General features: G+C 42.3%; 14 protein-coding genes. 1 reads left to right on the top strand and 13 read right to left on the bottom strand.

Translation table 11 applies throughout. The features are described from left to right. Nucleotides 1–22: 22 nt before the first annotated feature. The 9 genes from ACFSR5_RS16745 to ACFSR5_RS16705 form a co-directional block, all read right to left on the bottom strand. Nucleotides 23–967, bottom strand: a complete 945-nt coding sequence (locus ACFSR5_RS16745) for a PstS family phosphate ABC transporter substrate-binding protein (protein WP_380905615.1) — start codon at nt 965–967, stop codon at nt 23–25. Nucleotides 968–1067: 100 nt separating this feature from the next. Then, complete coding sequence (locus ACFSR5_RS16740) at nt 1068–1307, bottom strand: hypothetical protein (protein WP_380905614.1); 240 nt, start codon at nt 1305–1307, stop codon at nt 1068–1070. A gap of 3 nt (nt 1308–1310) precedes the next feature. After that, nucleotides 1311–2186: an energy transducer TonB gene (locus tag ACFSR5_RS16735; protein WP_380905613.1), complete on the bottom strand. Its 876-nt coding sequence runs from the start codon at nt 2184–2186 to the stop codon at nt 1311–1313. Nucleotides 2187–2205: 19 nt separating this feature from the next. Next, nucleotides 2206–2757: an ExbD/TolR family protein gene (locus ACFSR5_RS16730; protein ID WP_380905612.1), complete on the bottom strand. Its 552-nt coding sequence runs from the start codon at nt 2755–2757 to the stop codon at nt 2206–2208. Nucleotides 2758–2777: 20 nt separating this feature from the next. Continuing rightward, complete coding sequence (locus tag ACFSR5_RS16725) at nt 2778–3428, bottom strand: ExbD/TolR family protein (protein ID WP_380905611.1); 651 nt, start codon at nt 3426–3428, stop codon at nt 2778–2780. Between the two features lie 98 nt (nt 3429–3526). After that, the gene (locus tag ACFSR5_RS16720; RefSeq protein ID WP_380905610.1) at nt 3527–4357 is read right to left on the bottom strand and encodes a MotA/TolQ/ExbB proton channel family protein; all 831 of its coding nucleotides are present in this window, start codon (nt 4355–4357) and stop codon (nt 3527–3529) included. Nucleotides 4358–4791: 434 nt separating this feature from the next. Then, the gene (locus ACFSR5_RS16715) at nt 4792–5142 is read right to left on the bottom strand and encodes a translation initiation factor (RefSeq protein WP_380905609.1); all 351 of its coding nucleotides are present in this window, start codon (nt 5140–5142) and stop codon (nt 4792–4794) included. A 1-nt stretch (nt 5143) separates the two neighbouring features. Further along, entirely contained in the window at nt 5144–6022 is an 879-nt protein-coding gene (locus ACFSR5_RS16710; RefSeq protein ID WP_380905608.1) for a diacylglycerol/lipid kinase family protein, read from the bottom strand. A gap of 302 nt (nt 6023–6324) precedes the next feature. Then, nucleotides 6325–7626 (bottom strand): ATP-binding protein, encoded by a 1302-nt coding sequence (locus ACFSR5_RS16705; protein WP_380905607.1) that lies wholly within the window; start codon nt 7624–7626, stop codon nt 6325–6327. Nucleotides 7627–8042: 416 nt separating this feature from the next. Here ACFSR5_RS16705 and metK point away from each other — a divergent pair, with 416 nt between their 5' ends. Beyond that, nucleotides 8043–9296, top strand: coding sequence for a methionine adenosyltransferase (metK, locus tag ACFSR5_RS16700; protein ID WP_380905606.1), 1254 nt, complete (start codon nt 8043–8045; stop codon nt 9294–9296). Nucleotides 9297–9449: 153 nt separating this feature from the next. On the opposite strand, the gene ACFSR5_RS16695 is transcribed toward metK, so the two are convergent. The 4 genes from ACFSR5_RS16695 to ACFSR5_RS16680 form a co-directional block, all read right to left on the bottom strand. Then, complete coding sequence (locus ACFSR5_RS16695) at nt 9450–11915, bottom strand: glutaminase family protein (RefSeq protein ID WP_380905605.1); 2466 nt, start codon at nt 11913–11915, stop codon at nt 9450–9452. A 128-nt stretch (nt 11916–12043) separates the two neighbouring features. Continuing rightward, on the bottom strand, nt 12044–14224 hold the full coding sequence (locus tag ACFSR5_RS16690) for a hypothetical protein (RefSeq protein WP_380905604.1): 2181 nt from the start codon (nt 14222–14224) through the stop codon (nt 12044–12046). Between the two features lie 20 nt (nt 14225–14244). After that, the gene (locus tag ACFSR5_RS16685) at nt 14245–15060 is read right to left on the bottom strand and encodes a DUF3823 domain-containing protein (protein WP_380905603.1); all 816 of its coding nucleotides are present in this window, start codon (nt 15058–15060) and stop codon (nt 14245–14247) included. A 49-nt stretch (nt 15061–15109) separates the two neighbouring features. Then, nucleotides 15110–17170, bottom strand: a complete 2061-nt coding sequence (locus ACFSR5_RS16680) for a RagB/SusD family nutrient uptake outer membrane protein (protein ID WP_380905602.1) — start codon at nt 17168–17170, stop codon at nt 15110–15112. Between the last annotated feature and the right edge of the window lie 33 nt (nt 17171–17203).

The following is a 17203-nucleotide window of genomic DNA, read 5'->3' as shown; positions in this document are numbered from 1 at the left end:
GTTCTACTTTATATTCTTGTTACTAAATGTTGTCTCTTACAATGATCTCTCGTCCTGGCATCGTCGCCGGAACTAATCCCGACCGAAGCACTATACGTTGCCCTCGATCGCCTGTGAGAAAAGCCGAGAATCCTATCCCCAACCCCATATTTGGCTGGTAATTCAACACATAAAACGTGCGTCGTAAAGGATATTGTCCTGTGGCGATGGTCGATTGATTTGGCTTGTAAAACTGTCTATCAGCCTTCTCTCCCTGTGTATTCTGCACGCTCAAGATACGAATATTATTTTTATTCTGAAATGTGGATATCAAATCCATATACTCATTATAGCCTAATATCCCAATCTTATCTGAGCCGTTTGCAACAGCTTGCAATACATTTGAAGCGGTTTTAGCCTCTTCAACATAATTTCCTGCGACCTTATCAATTTTACCGAGCTCTTTTAACTGCCTAAAACTGCTTGAATTAACATTGTCAAACACAAGTTTTCTACGATCAGCACTGTTTCCTTTCAGTGCTTCCACCAGATATTCAATAGTAACGCTCGTATCGGCCTGTTTAGTATTGTTGACAACCACTATTCCATCAGTCCATACCGGAAAAACGCGGGGCGTGATAGAACGCTGTTTAAAATACGCAGCTTCTGTCTCATTGAGTTCCCTTGCTAAAATCGCTACACTCGCCTTATCTGCCAGCAGTTCTTTCACAGCCAGCAGCTCAGGTTTCGCTAGAAACTGAATTTTGGCATTCGGATAGGCCGAGAGAAAAACCTCTTCCTGTTCTTTTAAAAGAGGATAAACGGACTCATCGACCGCCACATGCAATGTTCCAACTAGAATATCTTCTTTAGCCGTATTGGTTGATGCGCTATCCGTGCCTGCTGACTCGCTCTTATTTGAGCGCGAACAACTTAAGGCTGTGCATACCATCAGTAGAAAGAAAATTATTTTTATCGCTTTTCTCATCCCATAATAACTTATGTCTCTGACATCGCAGTTGACCCCACTTTGGAGAATCCACTACTATTTAGAATCGTTTATTTATATAATAGTTTAACCCGTATTCCTATTTACTAAAATTATTCTGCCACAGGCGAGCAAAACGCATAAAGGAATATACGATGAGCAATATCCCAAAAAAAGTCTTATACGTCGGATCTATCTCGATCGGAAAACCATCCCAAAAGATGATCAATAATCCCAACGTAAAGTAAAAAGCGAACATCGCTAGGCCTAAAATAGACAGAAATCGCTGGGTCGGCGATTTCTGACTAAATTTTCTTGTGCTGTTACGCAAACCACTCATGTTTTATTGTTGAAGGTTCAATGTAATAGGCAACGTATAGGCTACCCGAACAGGACGACCGTTCTGTATACCTGGCTTCCATTTTTTTGCCTTTTTTAACACATTGATTGCGGCTTGTCCTGTACCGTAAGACAAATCTTTAACGACTTTGATATCCGTTAAGCTTCCATCTCTTTCTACGACAAAAGATACCACAACCTGGCCTTTCACACCAGCATCGATTGCGCCTTGTGGATACGTGTAATTTTCTCCTACCCATTTACGGAAGGCGTTCAACCCTCCAATAGGTTCCGGATTTACTTCCACCGCGGTAAAAATCTTATCTGGGTTAGTACCATTTGGATCTCCAGTAGCACTACCTGTAATCTGGCCTTCCACTTTCTTGGGACCAAATTCACCTGTTGGTACACCTGCGGCTCCTTTTGTTCCCTTAAGGGTGATACGGGCCGGGGTTTTATTTTCCTTCTTTATTTCCTCTTGGGAAACAACCTCTTCTTTCACCTGGTTCTGCGGCACAACTTTAGGCTCTGGGAAACGCACCAAATCTTCGGCTGGTGGCTCCTGTGCAATACGTTGTGGCGGTTCTTCCTCCTGTGGAAGAGGTTCTTCTTCTTCTTCTGGCTCCGGAATTTCCAAATCCTCCAACGTAACCTCTGTGATTACTGGAGCTTCCTCTACGGGCTTATCTGGAAAAATCTTAATGTTAAACATTTTTGGAGCACTCAAAACAAGAACGGCTGCAGTGATCGTGAATAGACCAATATTGGTTGCCTTCGGCGCAAACTTACGCAGGTCATAGGCCCCATATTCTTTATTCCTATTCGCAAAAACGACGTCAAGCCATTCCTTTTTGAATATATCTAATTTAGAACCAAACATATTTTACTTGATTATGCGATTAGTCGTTAAAAAGACCGTCGCGTTTTAATACCTCTATTTCGTCACTGTTGATCTTAGAAATCATATAGCGTTTGATGTCAACGATCTTCATCTCATCTAAGATATCTACCAGATTACGTTGTACTGACTTCTCGCTAGGTCTGATTACTACAATTAGATCTTTCCCGCCTGCCCGCGCAGGAACCTCTTTTTGCATCTTCAATAGGACTTGACGGATACCTTCTTTACCATATTCTACTGTGGTAGGTGGATAAATAGGATTCTGCAATTGCCCATAATACCAAGAGATCTTATTATCGGATCCTAACAGCAATGTGATAGAACGATTGTCCGCGATTTCCAAATTATCATTCGCATCAATCTTATTCTTATCAGGCATCGCTACATCCATCGCCTGCGGTTTATTTAATGAAGTGGTCAACATGAAGAAGGTAATCAATAAGAACGCTAGGTCCACCATGGCTGTCAAATCGACTTTACCACCGTTTTTCTTGGCTCTTACCTTCCCGCCTTTGCCGCCCTTACCACTATCTTGATTTAATTCTGCCATTTTCTATTGTCCTTATATCATTATTCCGCCGCTCGCAAACCGGTTACAAAACTAAATTTGTTCTGCTTCTGGTTACGCAACGTCTCGATAATTAAATTAACAGTTGGATATTTTTCTTCCGCGTCCGCTTTGATGGCGACTTTCATCGGTCCCGGATCCACGAAATCCTTCTCGCCGTCCCGTGACCGGTTATACTCAATTGTCGCTTTCCGTGCTTCTTGAACCCAGGAATATAGCTCATTAGAGGCCGTCTCTGTACTATCTACGGGGATGCCCGGCTGAATATTTTCCTTGCGTTGTTCATTTGGAAGAGAAAGCAATTGACGCAAATTCTTGATTGGAACACCAAATTCGTCCAATTGTTTAAATTTCTCATATTCTTCTGCAGAAAAGGCAACACTATATCTCTGCGACATGTTCTTTAACGTGATCTCCCGAACTGTAGGATTTTTCACACCAAAAAATATTTTGCCATTCGCAACAGAAATAATCCCTAAGTTATCATCCGGCAGTTTATCCGGTGTCGTAGATGCCGGAGTATCTACCACTAAAACTTCTGGCTGGCGTGCTGTTGCCGTTAATACGAAGAATGTAAGAAGCAAGAACGATACGTCACACATCGCCGTCATGTCGATGGAGGTACTGGCTCTTTTTACTTTTGCTTTACCCATTTTTCTTTACTTCTTTTAATTAACAATTTCCTATTCTTTTAACTTAAGATGATTTTACTTCATACATTCCATAAAAGAATGCAAAAAAAATCATCTTCTTATTTGTGGTTAGCAGCGTACGTTTGTACGATAGAGAAACCAGCCTCGTCAATAGAATACGTTAAGTTGTCAATTTTCGCTGTCAAGATGTTATACATAACGATCGCAAATGTCGATGTTGCGATACCAGTCGCCGTGTTGATCAAGGCTTCAGAGATACCGTTCGCTAATTTTGCTGAATCTGGAGCACCACCTGTTGCAAGAGCCGAGAAGGCTTTGATCATACCGGTTACCGTTCCTAATAGACCAGTTAACGTACCGATTGATACCAGGGTAGCAATTACGTTCATGTTTTTCTCTAACATTGGCATCTCTAACGCTGTAGTTTCCTCAATTTCTTTTTGGATAGCTACAACAGATTTCTCAGCATCTAAGCCTGTGTTCGCAGAAACGTCTTTGTATTTTAACAAACCAGCTTTCACTACGTTCGCTACCGAACCTTTTTGCTTGTCACACTCAGCGATTGCTGAATCAATGTTACCACCATTGATTAATGTCTGAATTTTTCTAACGAAGTTACCTACGTTACCCGTACCAGCTGCTCTTCCAATTACAATAAAGCGCTCGATAGAGAATACCCATACCATTAAAAATAGACCGATTAACACAGGTACGATTACACCAGCGTGGTAAACCATTCCTAGGTAGTTACCTGGGTTAGGTTGATTTTCTGGGTTATTGTCGATAAAGTTTGAGGGGCTACCCATTACAAATTTCCATACAAGGTAACCTACAATGAAACAGATGATAATAGATAAACTCGCAAATAAATTACCTGAGTTTCCGCCTTCATTTTTAGCAGGAGCAGTAGTTTTTGGTGCGTTTGCCATTTTTACTAATTTTTAGATTTTTACTGTTGTTTAATATTAATGTTTAATTCAATTTGTGCAATTTAAAAGCCGTTATTTTGCTTTGTAGCAAAACAAATATACTATTTTGTATTAAAAATAAAATTTTCTCTGCATTAATTTGTACATCTGTCAATCAGCTCCGAACTAGATAAACCAGCAGCGGTTTCCTTTCCTTTCTAGTACGTTCATGCTACAAGCTTTAAACGCTGTTTAATACGATATATTTTACAATGAAAACCATTTTTTTTGGTTTATGCAAATTAAAAAATCATTAACTCGGAAAAATAAGTAAGTGTTCACTTACAGAAATACACTGGATTTAGATGCTTAAACATCTTCTTATCCGTGTCATTTTTTAACGATGTATCGTCAATAAGACGTCATAATTTAAGAATGCAACCGATTGTAAGTGGTTAGCCTCCAACCAATTTGACGCTATAACCTTCGACCTGTAATATTTCGAAAATTTTAGTCTTAAAATCACCTTGAATTAAAATTTCTCCATCTTTCGCCGCACCGCCCACACCACATTTCTGCTTCAACTTCTTCGCTAAATCATTTAAGTCTTCCTCTGAGCCGATATACCCCTGTACGATTGTAACAATCTTTCCTTTCCGTGCCTTGCGGTCCAGAAGAACTTTCAGCTTTTGCTTTCCAGGGGGCAGGGTTTCCTGTTCTTGCTGGCGCTCGGCATCTACGTATGCAAAGTCGTCGGCCGTAGAATAAACGATTCCTTCAAAACGCTGCTTTTTCTGTTTTGCCATATTAACAAATAATTTTTAGTGATTTATGTCTAATTGCAATTTCCAACTTTTCGCCCATTTCGACCGGTTCACCATCCACATGAACAGGACCTTTGCCATCCCGAACAATCTCTATTTTCTTCCCAGGAATGATTTCCACATATTCAGATTGGTCCGCACTCTTGTTAAAAAGATGAAAAACCATTTTAGGAAGGAGATACAGCGGAAATCTCTTTACGATACAAACATCAAGAATACCATCATTGATTGACGCCTGAGGCGCAATATATGCATTATTGCCGTATTGGGGTGAGTTGGCCACGCTGATCATGAATGCTTCCTTCCGATATTCTTTCCCGTCGATAACAAGCCGATAGATACTCGGCTTGAAATTACTCAGAACATTTATCGCCGAGCGAAGATAACCGATGGGACCACGTATGGTCTCCGTGGCAAAATGGTCACTCACGGATGCATCGAATCCTAAACCGGCAATATTAAAAAAGTTGCGCCCGTTGATTTCACCCGTATCTACTTCTACGGTATCAAATCTATTGATACGCCTAATCGCTGCTGATTCGTTTAGCGGAATACCCAAGTAGAGCGCCAATCCATTTCCCGATCCCTCCGGCACAATCCCCAAAGGCATGTCGGTTCCTAAAATAGCTGATCCCAATTCATTAATTGTGCCGTCGCCGCCAACAGCAACCACCGCGTCATATCCCTCTAGGATCGCAGACTTTCCAAGCTCATAGGCATGATTGGGGTGGTCAGTAATCTTGAACGTCGGATCAAACTTTTCCAGATCCAACACCTCCAAAACCTGTTTATTAAACGCTGTCTTCTTTTTCCCCCCAGATATCGGATTGATGACAAACAATATTCGCTTCCGTTTTCGCATAATTAACTAATGCCTTTTGAGCTTATAAAGATAGCTAATTTTCGGAGTTAAAGATTATTTATAACCCGTTGTACATATTAGCAATGCAAACTTTGAATTGATTGATATTACTTTAAAGTTTGTTCTTGTTGATATACTGAATGACATTCGTGGCGGCAATCTTTGTCAATATTAATGGAGCTAAAATCGTTAATGATTTCGAATAATACGCTGACAATAACTGATCCTACATCGAGAGAGGAAGCCTCAATTTTAGAATTCCTGAACACGCCGAATTGAAGATCGCATTCCTTTTTAGTTGTTTACATATCTTCTAAAGACAATGCTAAATACGCTACCCGAAAGTTAGCAAGTTCCTTCTTTATCACGACCGATTTTGATCTTAGCTTAATCAAGTCAATTTCTTTAGGATTACGTTTGACTTCAGCAATAAATGCCTCTCGGTCCATATCGTTTAAGGCAACAATATCGATTTCATTCTGCTTTTTGTTATCCCAATATTCCCCTATTTCAGTAATGCGGTATTGGGAGACCAATTTTTCCCGAAAATAGTTTTCTAGGACCGCTCCGCTATATTGCTCGTACCCGGATTCTATAATTTCCTTAAGTAAGTCATATCTCGCGATTTCGATCAAAGACTGATTAGGATATATGAATCTGAACCAAAATTGTAAATAATTATCATTTAACGCCCATTTTACATTTCTACTATTCGGTTTTGAAAAAAGTGGACGTTTACGTACGATCAAGGAATAGTCCTCTTCCAAATTGACAAGGTATGCACCTGTATTCTTTCCGACTATGGAATCAATCTCCCTTTGAGACGTCTTACCCGAAGCAATCAACTGAAGAATAGAAAAATATGTTCCATATTCTCTTCCAAATTCGCTGATTAACAATTCTTTTCCTTCTGTCAAAAATGGAGAGTCCATTCGACAAATAAATTCGAGGAACTCATCTTTATTTTTAGCCTTCGCGTCCATTAAGAGTTCTATATATTTTGCCACCCCACCCGTAACAGCATAAAGGCATAGCAAATCCTCGTTTTTATAGTTCGGATTGTAATCCGTCAAAATTTCTTTAACAGTATCAACTTTGAACGATTGCAAAATCAGCTTAGAAGTCAATCGGCCAAATAGAGGCTCTTTATTATGTTCAAAGATTCTTGTCATTAAGGAATATACAGACCCACAGACGATGAGATTAATTTTACTTTTATACTGATCCCAAACAAATTGAATATCACTAAAAATAGAAGGGTTCACGTACTCAAATTCCTGAAACTCGTCGATAATTAACGTAAAATGCTCGTCTATAGCATACTTCATCACTTGCTCAAATAAATCTTTAAATGACGCAACTGTCCCAAATATTTTTAATCCGATCTGCTCAAGCAATCTTTGAAACTCTGAGCACAGTAAATGCTCATTTTTTCTCATGACAAATAAATAAGCAACTTTCTTACCTTTAACCGACTCCATCAATAGCGATGTTTTGCCAATTCTTCGCCTACCTACAACAACCTGAAAACAAGCTGTTTCATGCGATTGAGCATCGTTTTTTTCTAACAATTTTAACTCTACATCCCTATTATAAAACTTCATAAATGATCCGTTTTAAAATTAGTAAAAAACTTGCCACGCACTAAAATAACAATCATTAAGTTAATGGTCATTAAATTAATATCGATTAAAAAATACATAATGGGATTATTACTTTTGATAAGAAGTGTGATTTTTTTATCGATGCAGCAAACAGTCATTAATAGTTTTAAATAGTTATTTGGGAGTTAAACGCTTCATTTTAGGCAAAGTTAAATCGACACAAATTTGAAAAAGATACCATATATAGAAGAAAGAATCGTACTTTTGTCGCTGTAAAATGTGGACTGATTTGCGTGCGGCATATATCGATGCCTAAGGAGATTGCAACCACGGTAAAAAAGTGCTAAAATTAAACGACAACTGTTTTTCCACTTCTACTTGGCTACTCTCCTTGCTGATCATCAAAATAAAGTTAAATGGCATATTTATTTACTTCTGAATCGGTGTCTGAAGGGCACCCTGATAAAGTAGCAGATCAAATTTCTGATGCTTTAATTGATAATTTTTTAGCGTGGGATGATGACGCTCGTGTAGCTATCGAAACATTGGTTACCACGGGACAAGTTGTCTTAGCTGGTGAGGTCAAATCCAAAATCTATCTGGATGTGCAGAAAATTACCCGCTCTGTAATCGAAAAGATAGGATATACCAAATCGGAATACATGTTCGAAGCGAATTCTTGCGGTGTATTATCTGCGATTCACGAACAATCTGCGGATATCAATCAGGGTGTCGACAGAAAAACAAAGCAGGAACAAGGAGCCGGAGATCAAGGCATCATGTTCGGCTACGCTAATAACGAAACAGAGAACTTCATGCCATTGGCGCTAGATCTGGCACATCGACTTTTGTACGAACTGGCAGCGTTACGTCGCGAGAATAAGGAGATTACTTACCTTCGCCCAGATGCAAAGTCGCAAGTAACCCTGGAATATAGCGACGATCACAAACCACAACGGATCGATACTATTGTCATCTCTACACAACACGATGATTTTGATTCGGAGCCGGCTATGTTGGCAAAGATCACAGAAGACATCAAGAATATCCTCATTCCACGTGTAAAAGCACAGCTAAAGCCTGAGTTGCAAGCATTGTTCAGTGAGAAAATCAAGTTCCACGTGAACCCAACAGGAAAATTCGTTATAGGTGGACCGCACGGAGACACCGGACTAACCGGACGTAAGATTATTGTCGACACGTATGGTGGAAAAGGAGCTCATGGAGGCGGAGCCTTCTCCGGCAAAGATCCTTCCAAGGTGGACCGATCAGCAGCGTATGCGACCAGGCATATTGCAAAAAATCTGGTTGCTGCAGGCGTAGCGGACGAGATTTTGGTACAAATATCGTATGCTATCGGCGTGAAAGATCCAATGGGAATTTATGTGAATACTTATGGAACCAGCAAAGTGGCACTAAGCGATGGGGAAATAGCAACGAAAATCTCTGAGCTGTTTGACATGACACCGTATGGCATCGAAACTCGTCTGGGTCTTCGAAATCCCATCTACTCAGAGACTGCAGCCTACGGACATATGGGCCGCACTCCCCGGACGGAAACCAAAACGTTCGAAAGCTCCACAGGTGAGCAGAAGACAATAGAAGTAGAACTATTTACGTGGGAAAAACTAGATTACGTAGATAAGATAAAAGAAGCCTTTACTCTGTAGGTAAGCAAAAAAAGACAATTATAATATTCTTTATAAGAAAAGTCTCCGATAAGATTATTCGGAGACTTTTCTGGTTAATTCTAGCCGAAGCAATTTTTTTCGCCTTCTTAGAATTAAAAGAAATATACATACGAGCATGATTGAAGAGATGTCTTACCTGCCCCATTTTTCTGCTAACATCTTCATATAGAATCCCCCCACAACACTACGCGCCTTAAAGTTCTCACGAATGCCGTCCCGTGTGTCATAGAAATCGTTCAGCGGCACGCGGGACGGTGTTTCTATGGCATGTCGAAAAACCGGATCTATAAATTTCTTGAAGGTCGCCTGATCGTCTGTCAGAACCGCCGTCCATAATATCCAGTCATTTTTTGTGTAATTCTTCCGACTGTCCAACGGTAAGCCAAAACGATTCATTCTTGGCAGATAATATGCAATTTCCTTAACAAGGACCTCTTTGGGGAACAGATCGAAATCCAATACCTTATCCCATACGAGATTATATTTCTGGCTCCAGGTGTTCGGATCATCAAATGTAAGCGCATAATGGTCTCCGGCATCTGCCATATCCATCCATTTGGGCACCATTCCCTCTGCCACTTTCCGGTATCGATCAGCGATATCTTTCTTTCCCAACATGCCGGCAAGTCGCGCGTAGCTTGCTATTCCCATAATCGCCTTTAACGAAAGATTAGCATTGCGCGCAAGGTGACCGGCAAAATCGTCGGTACAAAGCTGGGTTTTCGGATCGAGACCTTCTTTGACAAGATAATCCACCCATTTGGTAAGTATAGCCCAGTGCTGCGCTGCATAACTCGCATCACCTTGCGCTTGGGCTATCGCCGCGGTCATAATAAGCATATTTCCCGATTCCTCCACAGGCATCGGTTCTCCATACGTCTGTCCATTAGCAAGTGGATAGGTTCCCAGATCATGTGCCGCCCATGGATGTGGATACTTCCCGCTTTCACTGAAATGAAAGATACCGTTTAGCATGCCCTGCAGCAAAACAGGGTTATAAATCAAATACAAGGGCGATGAGGGATAGGTCACATCAACCGTGTTAATAAATCCTCCACTATTATTCTCTTTGGAGAGCCACAAAACCTCCTTGTCAGGACTCTCCACCAAGGTGTGCGCTGCGACACTTTGTCTATAAGCCAAAACACAGAGATGGGCATACTCCTCTCCACCGGCTCGGTTCGCTTGCTGCCAAAGCGTTTGATCGAAACGAGCGCACCTCTGCATCAATTTTTCATAATCATCTAAGGCAGCATGTAACTGGGACTCAAAAGAACGGTCCCCATTTCTGTTCCACCAAGGCCGTAGATCCTGATTAAAATACTGAATAGCAACTACTTCGTCATATCCGATGGTCAAAAAGCGCTGGACCGGCGTCGAACCAACGATACCTAAAGAAATTTCGGTGTTCAGCGATAGCGATTTTCCGCGATACGGATCGTCATTTTTGTTCGTATCATGTCCCGATATATATTGTCGCACATCTTTCCCTTCAGGTGCTGCAACGTAAAGGTATCCCCAGTCAATGCGCATATCGTCGGCAGCTTTCTGTAAGATCGGCTGTTCGACCGTGCCCACTTTCAGGATAGAGAGACCTTCGTCCTTATACGCCCATCCTTGGACTTCCTGTTGGTCTGCTATATACACCGCAATATCCGAAGATACCTCCTGATGGACTTTAATACGGTGCTTCTTTCCGTCCTTAGAGGCAACCTGGTAGGAGATGTAAGAAATAGGCCGTGCAAGAAGATCAAGATCGTCCATTAAAAGGGGTGAGGTAAAGGTGATCTTCAGGGCAACACCACCACAATCGAACGTATAGATCGTTTGTGTCGCATGCACATCCACCCCGGTTTGTCGCGCAATGCCTACATTTTCCTCATCAGATCGCATTTTACTTACCAGGTCAAAATCTAGAAACCGACCACCGGCTGTATTTTTCAGGTGTATGGCAAGAACATTTTTACCTGCACGGAGTAGCCCCCTGGCTCTAGAGGAAATATCAAAATATTCAAAGCGGTTATTCCAGCCTTCTTTTTCAAATACAAGTTTTCCATTCAGGTATACTTCTATATTATCGTCGTGGTGTAACTTAAGATACAGCGGCTCATCCTGATTTACTTTACTCAGAGAGAATTCCCGTCTAACCCATATGTTATCTGATTCCCAAGATGTGCCAGATACCAATTTATTATCAGAAATTGGCAACCGCCCATCCTTCCAACCTAAAGCCTTAAAGTCAAAGACATTCCAACCACCGGATTGAGCTTGTTCTGTATATTTAACTGTGTTTCCTTCATCTGCACTTGCCTCCGACATAATGCTTTGGTAACGCGGAGCTTCCATACCCATAAAGCGATACATGGTTCCGTCGACCTCAAGATAACCCGTCATGCCATGCGGCACACCGGTCCAATGTTCTGTCGGTTTATCAGTCAGCACATCACTCGTTGACCAAATACTGAAATTTGGATTATGGGTCACCAAAGGATAAGCTGGAGCTTTCCGAGTTTGATGCTGCGCATAAGACATCAACACACTGAAAACCGATGCGATGAGCCATAAGTTTATAAATATCCTTCTCTTCCTAAATTTCATAACTTTCATCATTTTACTTAACATGTGTGTAGCGGTAGGTATAATAGTATCATATTACCTACCCGCTGTAATTACTAAAAAAAGTATTCCCTATATTTTCGCTTACATTGTATCAATCCGTCTTCCGTTTACCACAAAAATTTCACTTCAACCCCATCGGGGTTATTCTCAAAACCCAACAGATAGGTCTTTGATGTTTCATCCCAGTTCTGTTGATCAAATACCTGAACTCCGCTTATCGTCACGCTTTTAGGCCGGCGAGGCAGCAGCACCCGAGATATGTTCGTCGTTTCTATAGGGCTTTTGGCAAGGTAAGCGTAACTCGAGCCACTGATCTTTTCGTCATAAACGCGACTGGCAGCAGCCAGCACCTGGGGCTTATATTTGTCTTTCACCAAGTCAACGTTAAAAAAATATGCTTGTTCACCAGGGGAAATAGATCGACTACGATATACCGGAAGTTTTGGATCAAAAAGGTCGATCAACGTCCCGCTAATAGTATATTTATCTTGGTTGACACTTTCATCCAGCACAGCCACGAGCTCAAACGGACCGCGTCGCAGGTAAAAGTGATTTTTGAACTTCAATTTACCTCCTCCGGCAGCTTGATAACGTTCTTGAACCAATTTGGTCAGTTGCTGACTGTTATTGGTTTCAAGAATAAAATCTTTAGGATCTACCCGCATGATCTGAACAGATCCTTTACCGAAAGCATACAAGCCGTTCTTTGCTCCGGACATAATGCCCATTTTTTCAAAAAGGTGATCTGCCGGAGCCCGATAAGAATTGCCTTGGGTATTCCACCATTCCTGCACCGTTTGAAACGGATCATTATCCGTACCGCAATAAACCAATTGCCCACCAGATTTGACCCATTCGGCCAATTGTTCGTGCGCAACCGGATCCAAAGGCTTCATATTCGCGTAGGTCATAAGCAAAACTTTGGTATCCGCTAGTGCTTGTTTGTATCCTAAATTCTCAATATGCACAGTCTTTACCGGCACACCGCATTTCAAGAATGGAAGCGCCAAACCATAAAAATTCGCCAACTGGGGGTCGTCATAGCCTTGGTGTGTTGGAAATCGTTGGAACATCAGCGAATTAGCCATCAGCACCGATATCCCTTCGCTGCCCGACAATCGATTCTCGCTCAATGGCATTTGGTTCAAAGAGTTGATCATAACCTGCATTTGCGTAGAATAATCCCGAGGAATTCGCTGCTTTCGATCACTGTTCGGATCGGTCCGGTAAAGCCCTTCATAAATGCGTTCGGGCCAAGGCATAACCTCGTAGTCGGCAATATTCGGATACAATAGCTGCGCCACAAAAGTGGCTTGATAATTGATTTTATAATCTAGCCAGTCTTTAGCCCGATCTTCTATAGGATCGGTTAAGAAAAACATTTTCCTCCCAGTAGGGGCTGTCATGGAGGCCATCGAACCATATTCTAGGTAAGCTGTTTCAAACACCCGTTCTTTTTGCCTGCCATTAAAATAGTTGGGCTCTCTGGAGGTACCTGTCCACACCTGAGCGATATAGCCATCCACGACCGGCAGAGAAGCCAAGCTAGCCTCCGGTGAAACAATCATCCATTGAGCATAGTTGACAAGTGAATGCGTAGGAACATAGCATTTTACGTCCATACCTTTAGATTTCCCATAGGCTTTGGCATAAGTGAATACGTCCTGCAGAGCTTTGTAATAAAGGTGGTACTTGAGTTTATTGGAAAGGTACGTATTCTCTGGAGATTCGTGCTGTGGGCGCCAGTCAAAACCATAATATCTCTTCCATTCCCGTTTGAAAGATTCACTATATCCTGCCCTTGCCCAAAATTCCGGCTCTTCCATAAAAATAGCATCTATTCCGGCGTCAATAACAGGTTTTACATGACGTTCTTTTAGATAATTAAGAAAATTGTCGGTGGGCACGATGTATGGAACCATATGCCCATGCCATATGGTGTCTTGTGTTTGTGTTACCTGTCCTTCGTCCAGATGCCACCGCCCGTCCCATTGTCCTGTAAAATAGTCTTGATATTCGCCCCATGCGATGCCAGTCATAAAATGAATGGTATACCCTCGATCTTTCCAAGATTTGACTCGTTCGGCGAACGGCAAACGGCGGTGTTTATCGGAAGGGTTTCCTCCCACGCCGTAGATCATCACCGCATCGGCACGGTTGTCGATCGTAGGGCGCCATTCCCGGGATGTCTGAAACGTTGTTTTTACTTTATCAGTTTTTTGCTGTGCCATCGCCGATCCGCTTCCTAACAGACAGGCTATTCCTACATATATCTTCCAGTATGTCATGTCATTCGATTTACTATCAATTACTTGACGAATACTTCTTTTGCATCGGTGTAGTTATAACGTCTTGTACCGCTTCCCGCCGGCGTATCGTAGTTGATACGGGCAGCTGCTCGGATAAAAACAATGCGGCCTGACGGAATAGTTCCGTTTGATTCGATCGTAACGGTCTCTCCCAGCAAACTATTAAAAGATGATCCCGTATAATCGATTGCGCTGGTCCAGCGTTCATCTCTTGCACGATAGCCTACCGTAGAGGAATAGCTTACAAACAACTGTATATCCGTGATATTTTGGAAGCTACTACTATATCCCCCCATGGGTTCTATTTTTTCACGGAATTCATTTTCCGAAACACCTCGGGTAACACGAACTTTCGCCTGTATCTTGCCGTTAATGACCTGGGGTTCACCTACCCATTCCACGTTCAGGAATGGTTGTACCTCAAACTTGACCTGAGTTACTCCTTCGATATCTATATCTTTTGTTTCATCAGCGATGGGCACACCACGTTCATCCTCTCTCAACAATGGGATAAACGGACCGTCGACTTGAACATTATATGTTCCTTTAAAAACTTTAGTATGCTGAAAAGTTCCGTTTGGCATACAGAAAAAGTCAGGATTAGGGGTCACATTATCGCCCCAGCTGGTTTCAATCAGCCGTACCCTGATCCCTTCACTTCCCTGGTCGGTCAGCACCGGCTTTCCAGTGGCTACATCGACCACTTCTCCTTGCAGTGTTTCCTCCGGCGCTGGATAATTATCCAGTTCAAATAGATTGCAGGAAGCCAAAAACAAAAGAGATGTTAACGATATAAATATGTTTGTCTTTTTCATCTGATTATTTTTATAATTTCTGTGTTCAATTAGTTTTACTTCTGCATCATCATCGATTAGGTTGCTGATCTATCACCGCACTCTTTGAGACCTCGCCCCCTGGAATTGCAAAATAATAGTCGATTATATTGTATTCAAAGGTTTTCAAACTCACCCATTGAAATCTAGCATCGAAAAAGTATTTCCCGCTATTAGTAGAAAAGAATGGGTAAAGCCCTCGGAAACGATAACGAATATTATTACTAAATGCATCTTTGTTTCTATTTTCACCCCAGAAACCGTTCCGTCCTTCGTAGTGCTGCACTCTCCATCGGCGGATATCCCATTTAGACTTATGTTCCAGTGCTAGCTCTTTACGTCTTTCCTTACGCACAATATTACGGCCGCTTTCGGTTGGTGTAATTTGGCCCGCCAGCAATGATGCTCCCGCCCGCTCCCTAATAGCATTAACCGCCTGGGTAGCCACTTGCATGAGGTCCGAACCGTCAGGCGATCCCTCTCCTGCGAGCGATAGTTCAACAGCGGCTTCAGCAGCATTCAACAATACTTCAGCATAACGCATCAAAACAAAATGCTGATCCGATCTACCTTCCCCTGCGACGAAAGACGGGTCAGGGTTCAACCATTTCCTTCCGTAAAGACCAGTTAAGCTTCCTTCGCCATTATCATAAAATGGCCCATTAGCACCGGCAGCAGTCATTTGCCCACCATTGTAATTAACCAGCTCTTGCGCATTTCCTTCTCTGGGACTCAGATATAGTGTTTTTGGACTCGCTCTATAGACATCCAGATTTTGATATCTGTTTTCAGCCGCTTGATACGAGTAATCATTAAAGAATGGGCGTATGGGCAAGGCACCGGTATACACACCCGCTCGCACCTCAATATCTGTACCTTTGAATCGATCGCCCGGAAAAATAACATAAGCCCGCAGCCTAGGTTCGGCATCTTTAAAAAAATCCATTGGTGTGTCATACATCAAATATTCACCTTGCGTATTGGAATTACCGGTGGTCACTTTGATGGTGCCATCCGGATATCGGTCAAATCCTTCGAAGAGCTCCATAAAGTCGAGGGTAGGACATGTTCCTGATGCGAGCGGCGCTTTAAAGATAAAAGGTGCACTATAAGCGTCGTATCCATGCGTGGATATAGGAAAGGTGTATTCCTTGATGTAAATGTTCTCCGGACTTTCCAGATCACTGAACATATCGACCATATTTTGATATTGCGCCTCCGGGTTATCTGCTGCCCATTTCTTTTTATAAAGCTCATACTTACCCTCCTGCATAATTTTCCGGGCAGCCAGATAGGCCTCCCTGAAATATTTCTTTGATGCCGCCTGCCATGCGTTTTCTGCGAAGCCGATAACGCGTACACCCGTCTTCTCGCCTAGTCCAGTAAGACGACCGGGTACCGTTTCATTGTATTTGGCGACACTACCAGCGTAGAGCATGGCTTCTGATTTAAAGGCCAGAGCAACATATTTATTGGCGTAACCTCTTTTTGGACTTGCCGGCAACAGCAATTGAGCCGCTTGATCAAAATCAGATAGCACCTGATTCCAGGTCTCTTCCTCGCTAGCTCGAGGCACTTCCAAGGCCGCCTGTTCTGCCGGATACTGGATAACTTTAGTCACTAGTGGCACACCACCAAATCGTCTGGCCATCGCGTTAAAGACAATAGCTCTGACGAAGTACGCTTCGCCCAAGTAATGATTGTAAATATCTTCGGGAAATGAATCCCCGTACTCCGGCAACGTTTCAATTAGGTAATTGGCATCCCGTAGCAAGGTCATGGCCTTTCCCCAATAAGGTGTTCGCTCGCCCCTGAATGCCGTACTAATGCCGTCGCGGTTAAGAGCCTCACCAGTACCTTCAATGCCCATTGCCGCTAGCCACCCGTTAAATTCTACACCCCACTCGGCCATGTATTTGAAATCTTCAAACGGCATATTACTATACATTCTTGCCATGTAAACGTCCATGCCCGACTCACTGCTAAGCAGGTTTTCATCACCAATAATATTCTTAGGCGGGATATCCAAAAAATCTGAACACGAGGCGAATAGCACGCTAAAAGCCAACGCAAACTGAACTATTTTTTTCATACAATTACTTTTTGTCTTGATAAGGTCCATAAC

The organism is Sphingobacterium suaedae (genome assembly GCF_042684625.1).
GTDB lineage: Bacteria > Bacteroidota > Bacteroidia > Sphingobacteriales > Sphingobacteriaceae > Sphingobacterium > Sphingobacterium suaedae.
This window is presented reverse-complemented; position numbering and strand designations above follow the sequence as displayed.

Bases quoted from the DNA above. Each gene is read 5' to 3' on its own strand.
- ACFSR5_RS16735 (WP_380905613.1), bottom strand. From the start codon at position 2,186: ATGTTTGGTTCTAAATTAGATATATTCAAAAAGGAATGGCTTGACGTC.
- ACFSR5_RS16740 (WP_380905614.1), bottom strand. From the start codon at position 1,307: ATGAGTGGTTTGCGTAACAGCACAAGAAAATTTAGTCAGAAATCGCCG.
- ACFSR5_RS16725 (WP_380905611.1), bottom strand. From the start codon at position 3,428: ATGGGTAAAGCAAAAGTAAAAAGAGCCAGTACCTCCATCGACATGACG.
- ACFSR5_RS16705 (WP_380905607.1), bottom strand. From the start codon at position 7,626: ATGAAGTTTTATAATAGGGATGTAGAGTTAAAATTGTTAGAAAAAAAC.
- ACFSR5_RS16690 (WP_380905604.1), bottom strand. From the start codon at position 14,224: ATGACATACTGGAAGATATATGTAGGAATAGCCTGTCTGTTAGGAAGC.
- ACFSR5_RS16720 (WP_380905610.1), bottom strand. From the start codon at position 4,357: ATGGCAAACGCACCAAAAACTACTGCTCCTGCTAAAAATGAAGGCGGA.
- metK (WP_380905606.1), top strand. From the start codon at position 8,043: ATGGCATATTTATTTACTTCTGAATCGGTGTCTGAAGGGCACCCTGAT.
- ACFSR5_RS16680 (WP_380905602.1), bottom strand. From the start codon at position 17,170: ATGAAAAAAATAGTTCAGTTTGCGTTGGCTTTTAGCGTGCTATTCGCC.
- ACFSR5_RS16710 (WP_380905608.1), bottom strand. From the start codon at position 6,022: ATGCGAAAACGGAAGCGAATATTGTTTGTCATCAATCCGATATCTGGG.
- ACFSR5_RS16715 (WP_380905609.1), bottom strand. From the start codon at position 5,142: ATGGCAAAACAGAAAAAGCAGCGTTTTGAAGGAATCGTTTATTCTACG.
- ACFSR5_RS16730 (WP_380905612.1), bottom strand. From the start codon at position 2,757: ATGGCAGAATTAAATCAAGATAGTGGTAAGGGCGGCAAAGGCGGGAAG.
- ACFSR5_RS16745 (WP_380905615.1), bottom strand. From the start codon at position 967: ATGAGAAAAGCGATAAAAATAATTTTCTTTCTACTGATGGTATGCACA.
- ACFSR5_RS16685 (WP_380905603.1), bottom strand. From the start codon at position 15,060: ATGAAAAAGACAAACATATTTATATCGTTAACATCTCTTTTGTTTTTG.
- ACFSR5_RS16695 (WP_380905605.1), bottom strand. From the start codon at position 11,915: ATGAAATTTAGGAAGAGAAGGATATTTATAAACTTATGGCTCATCGCA.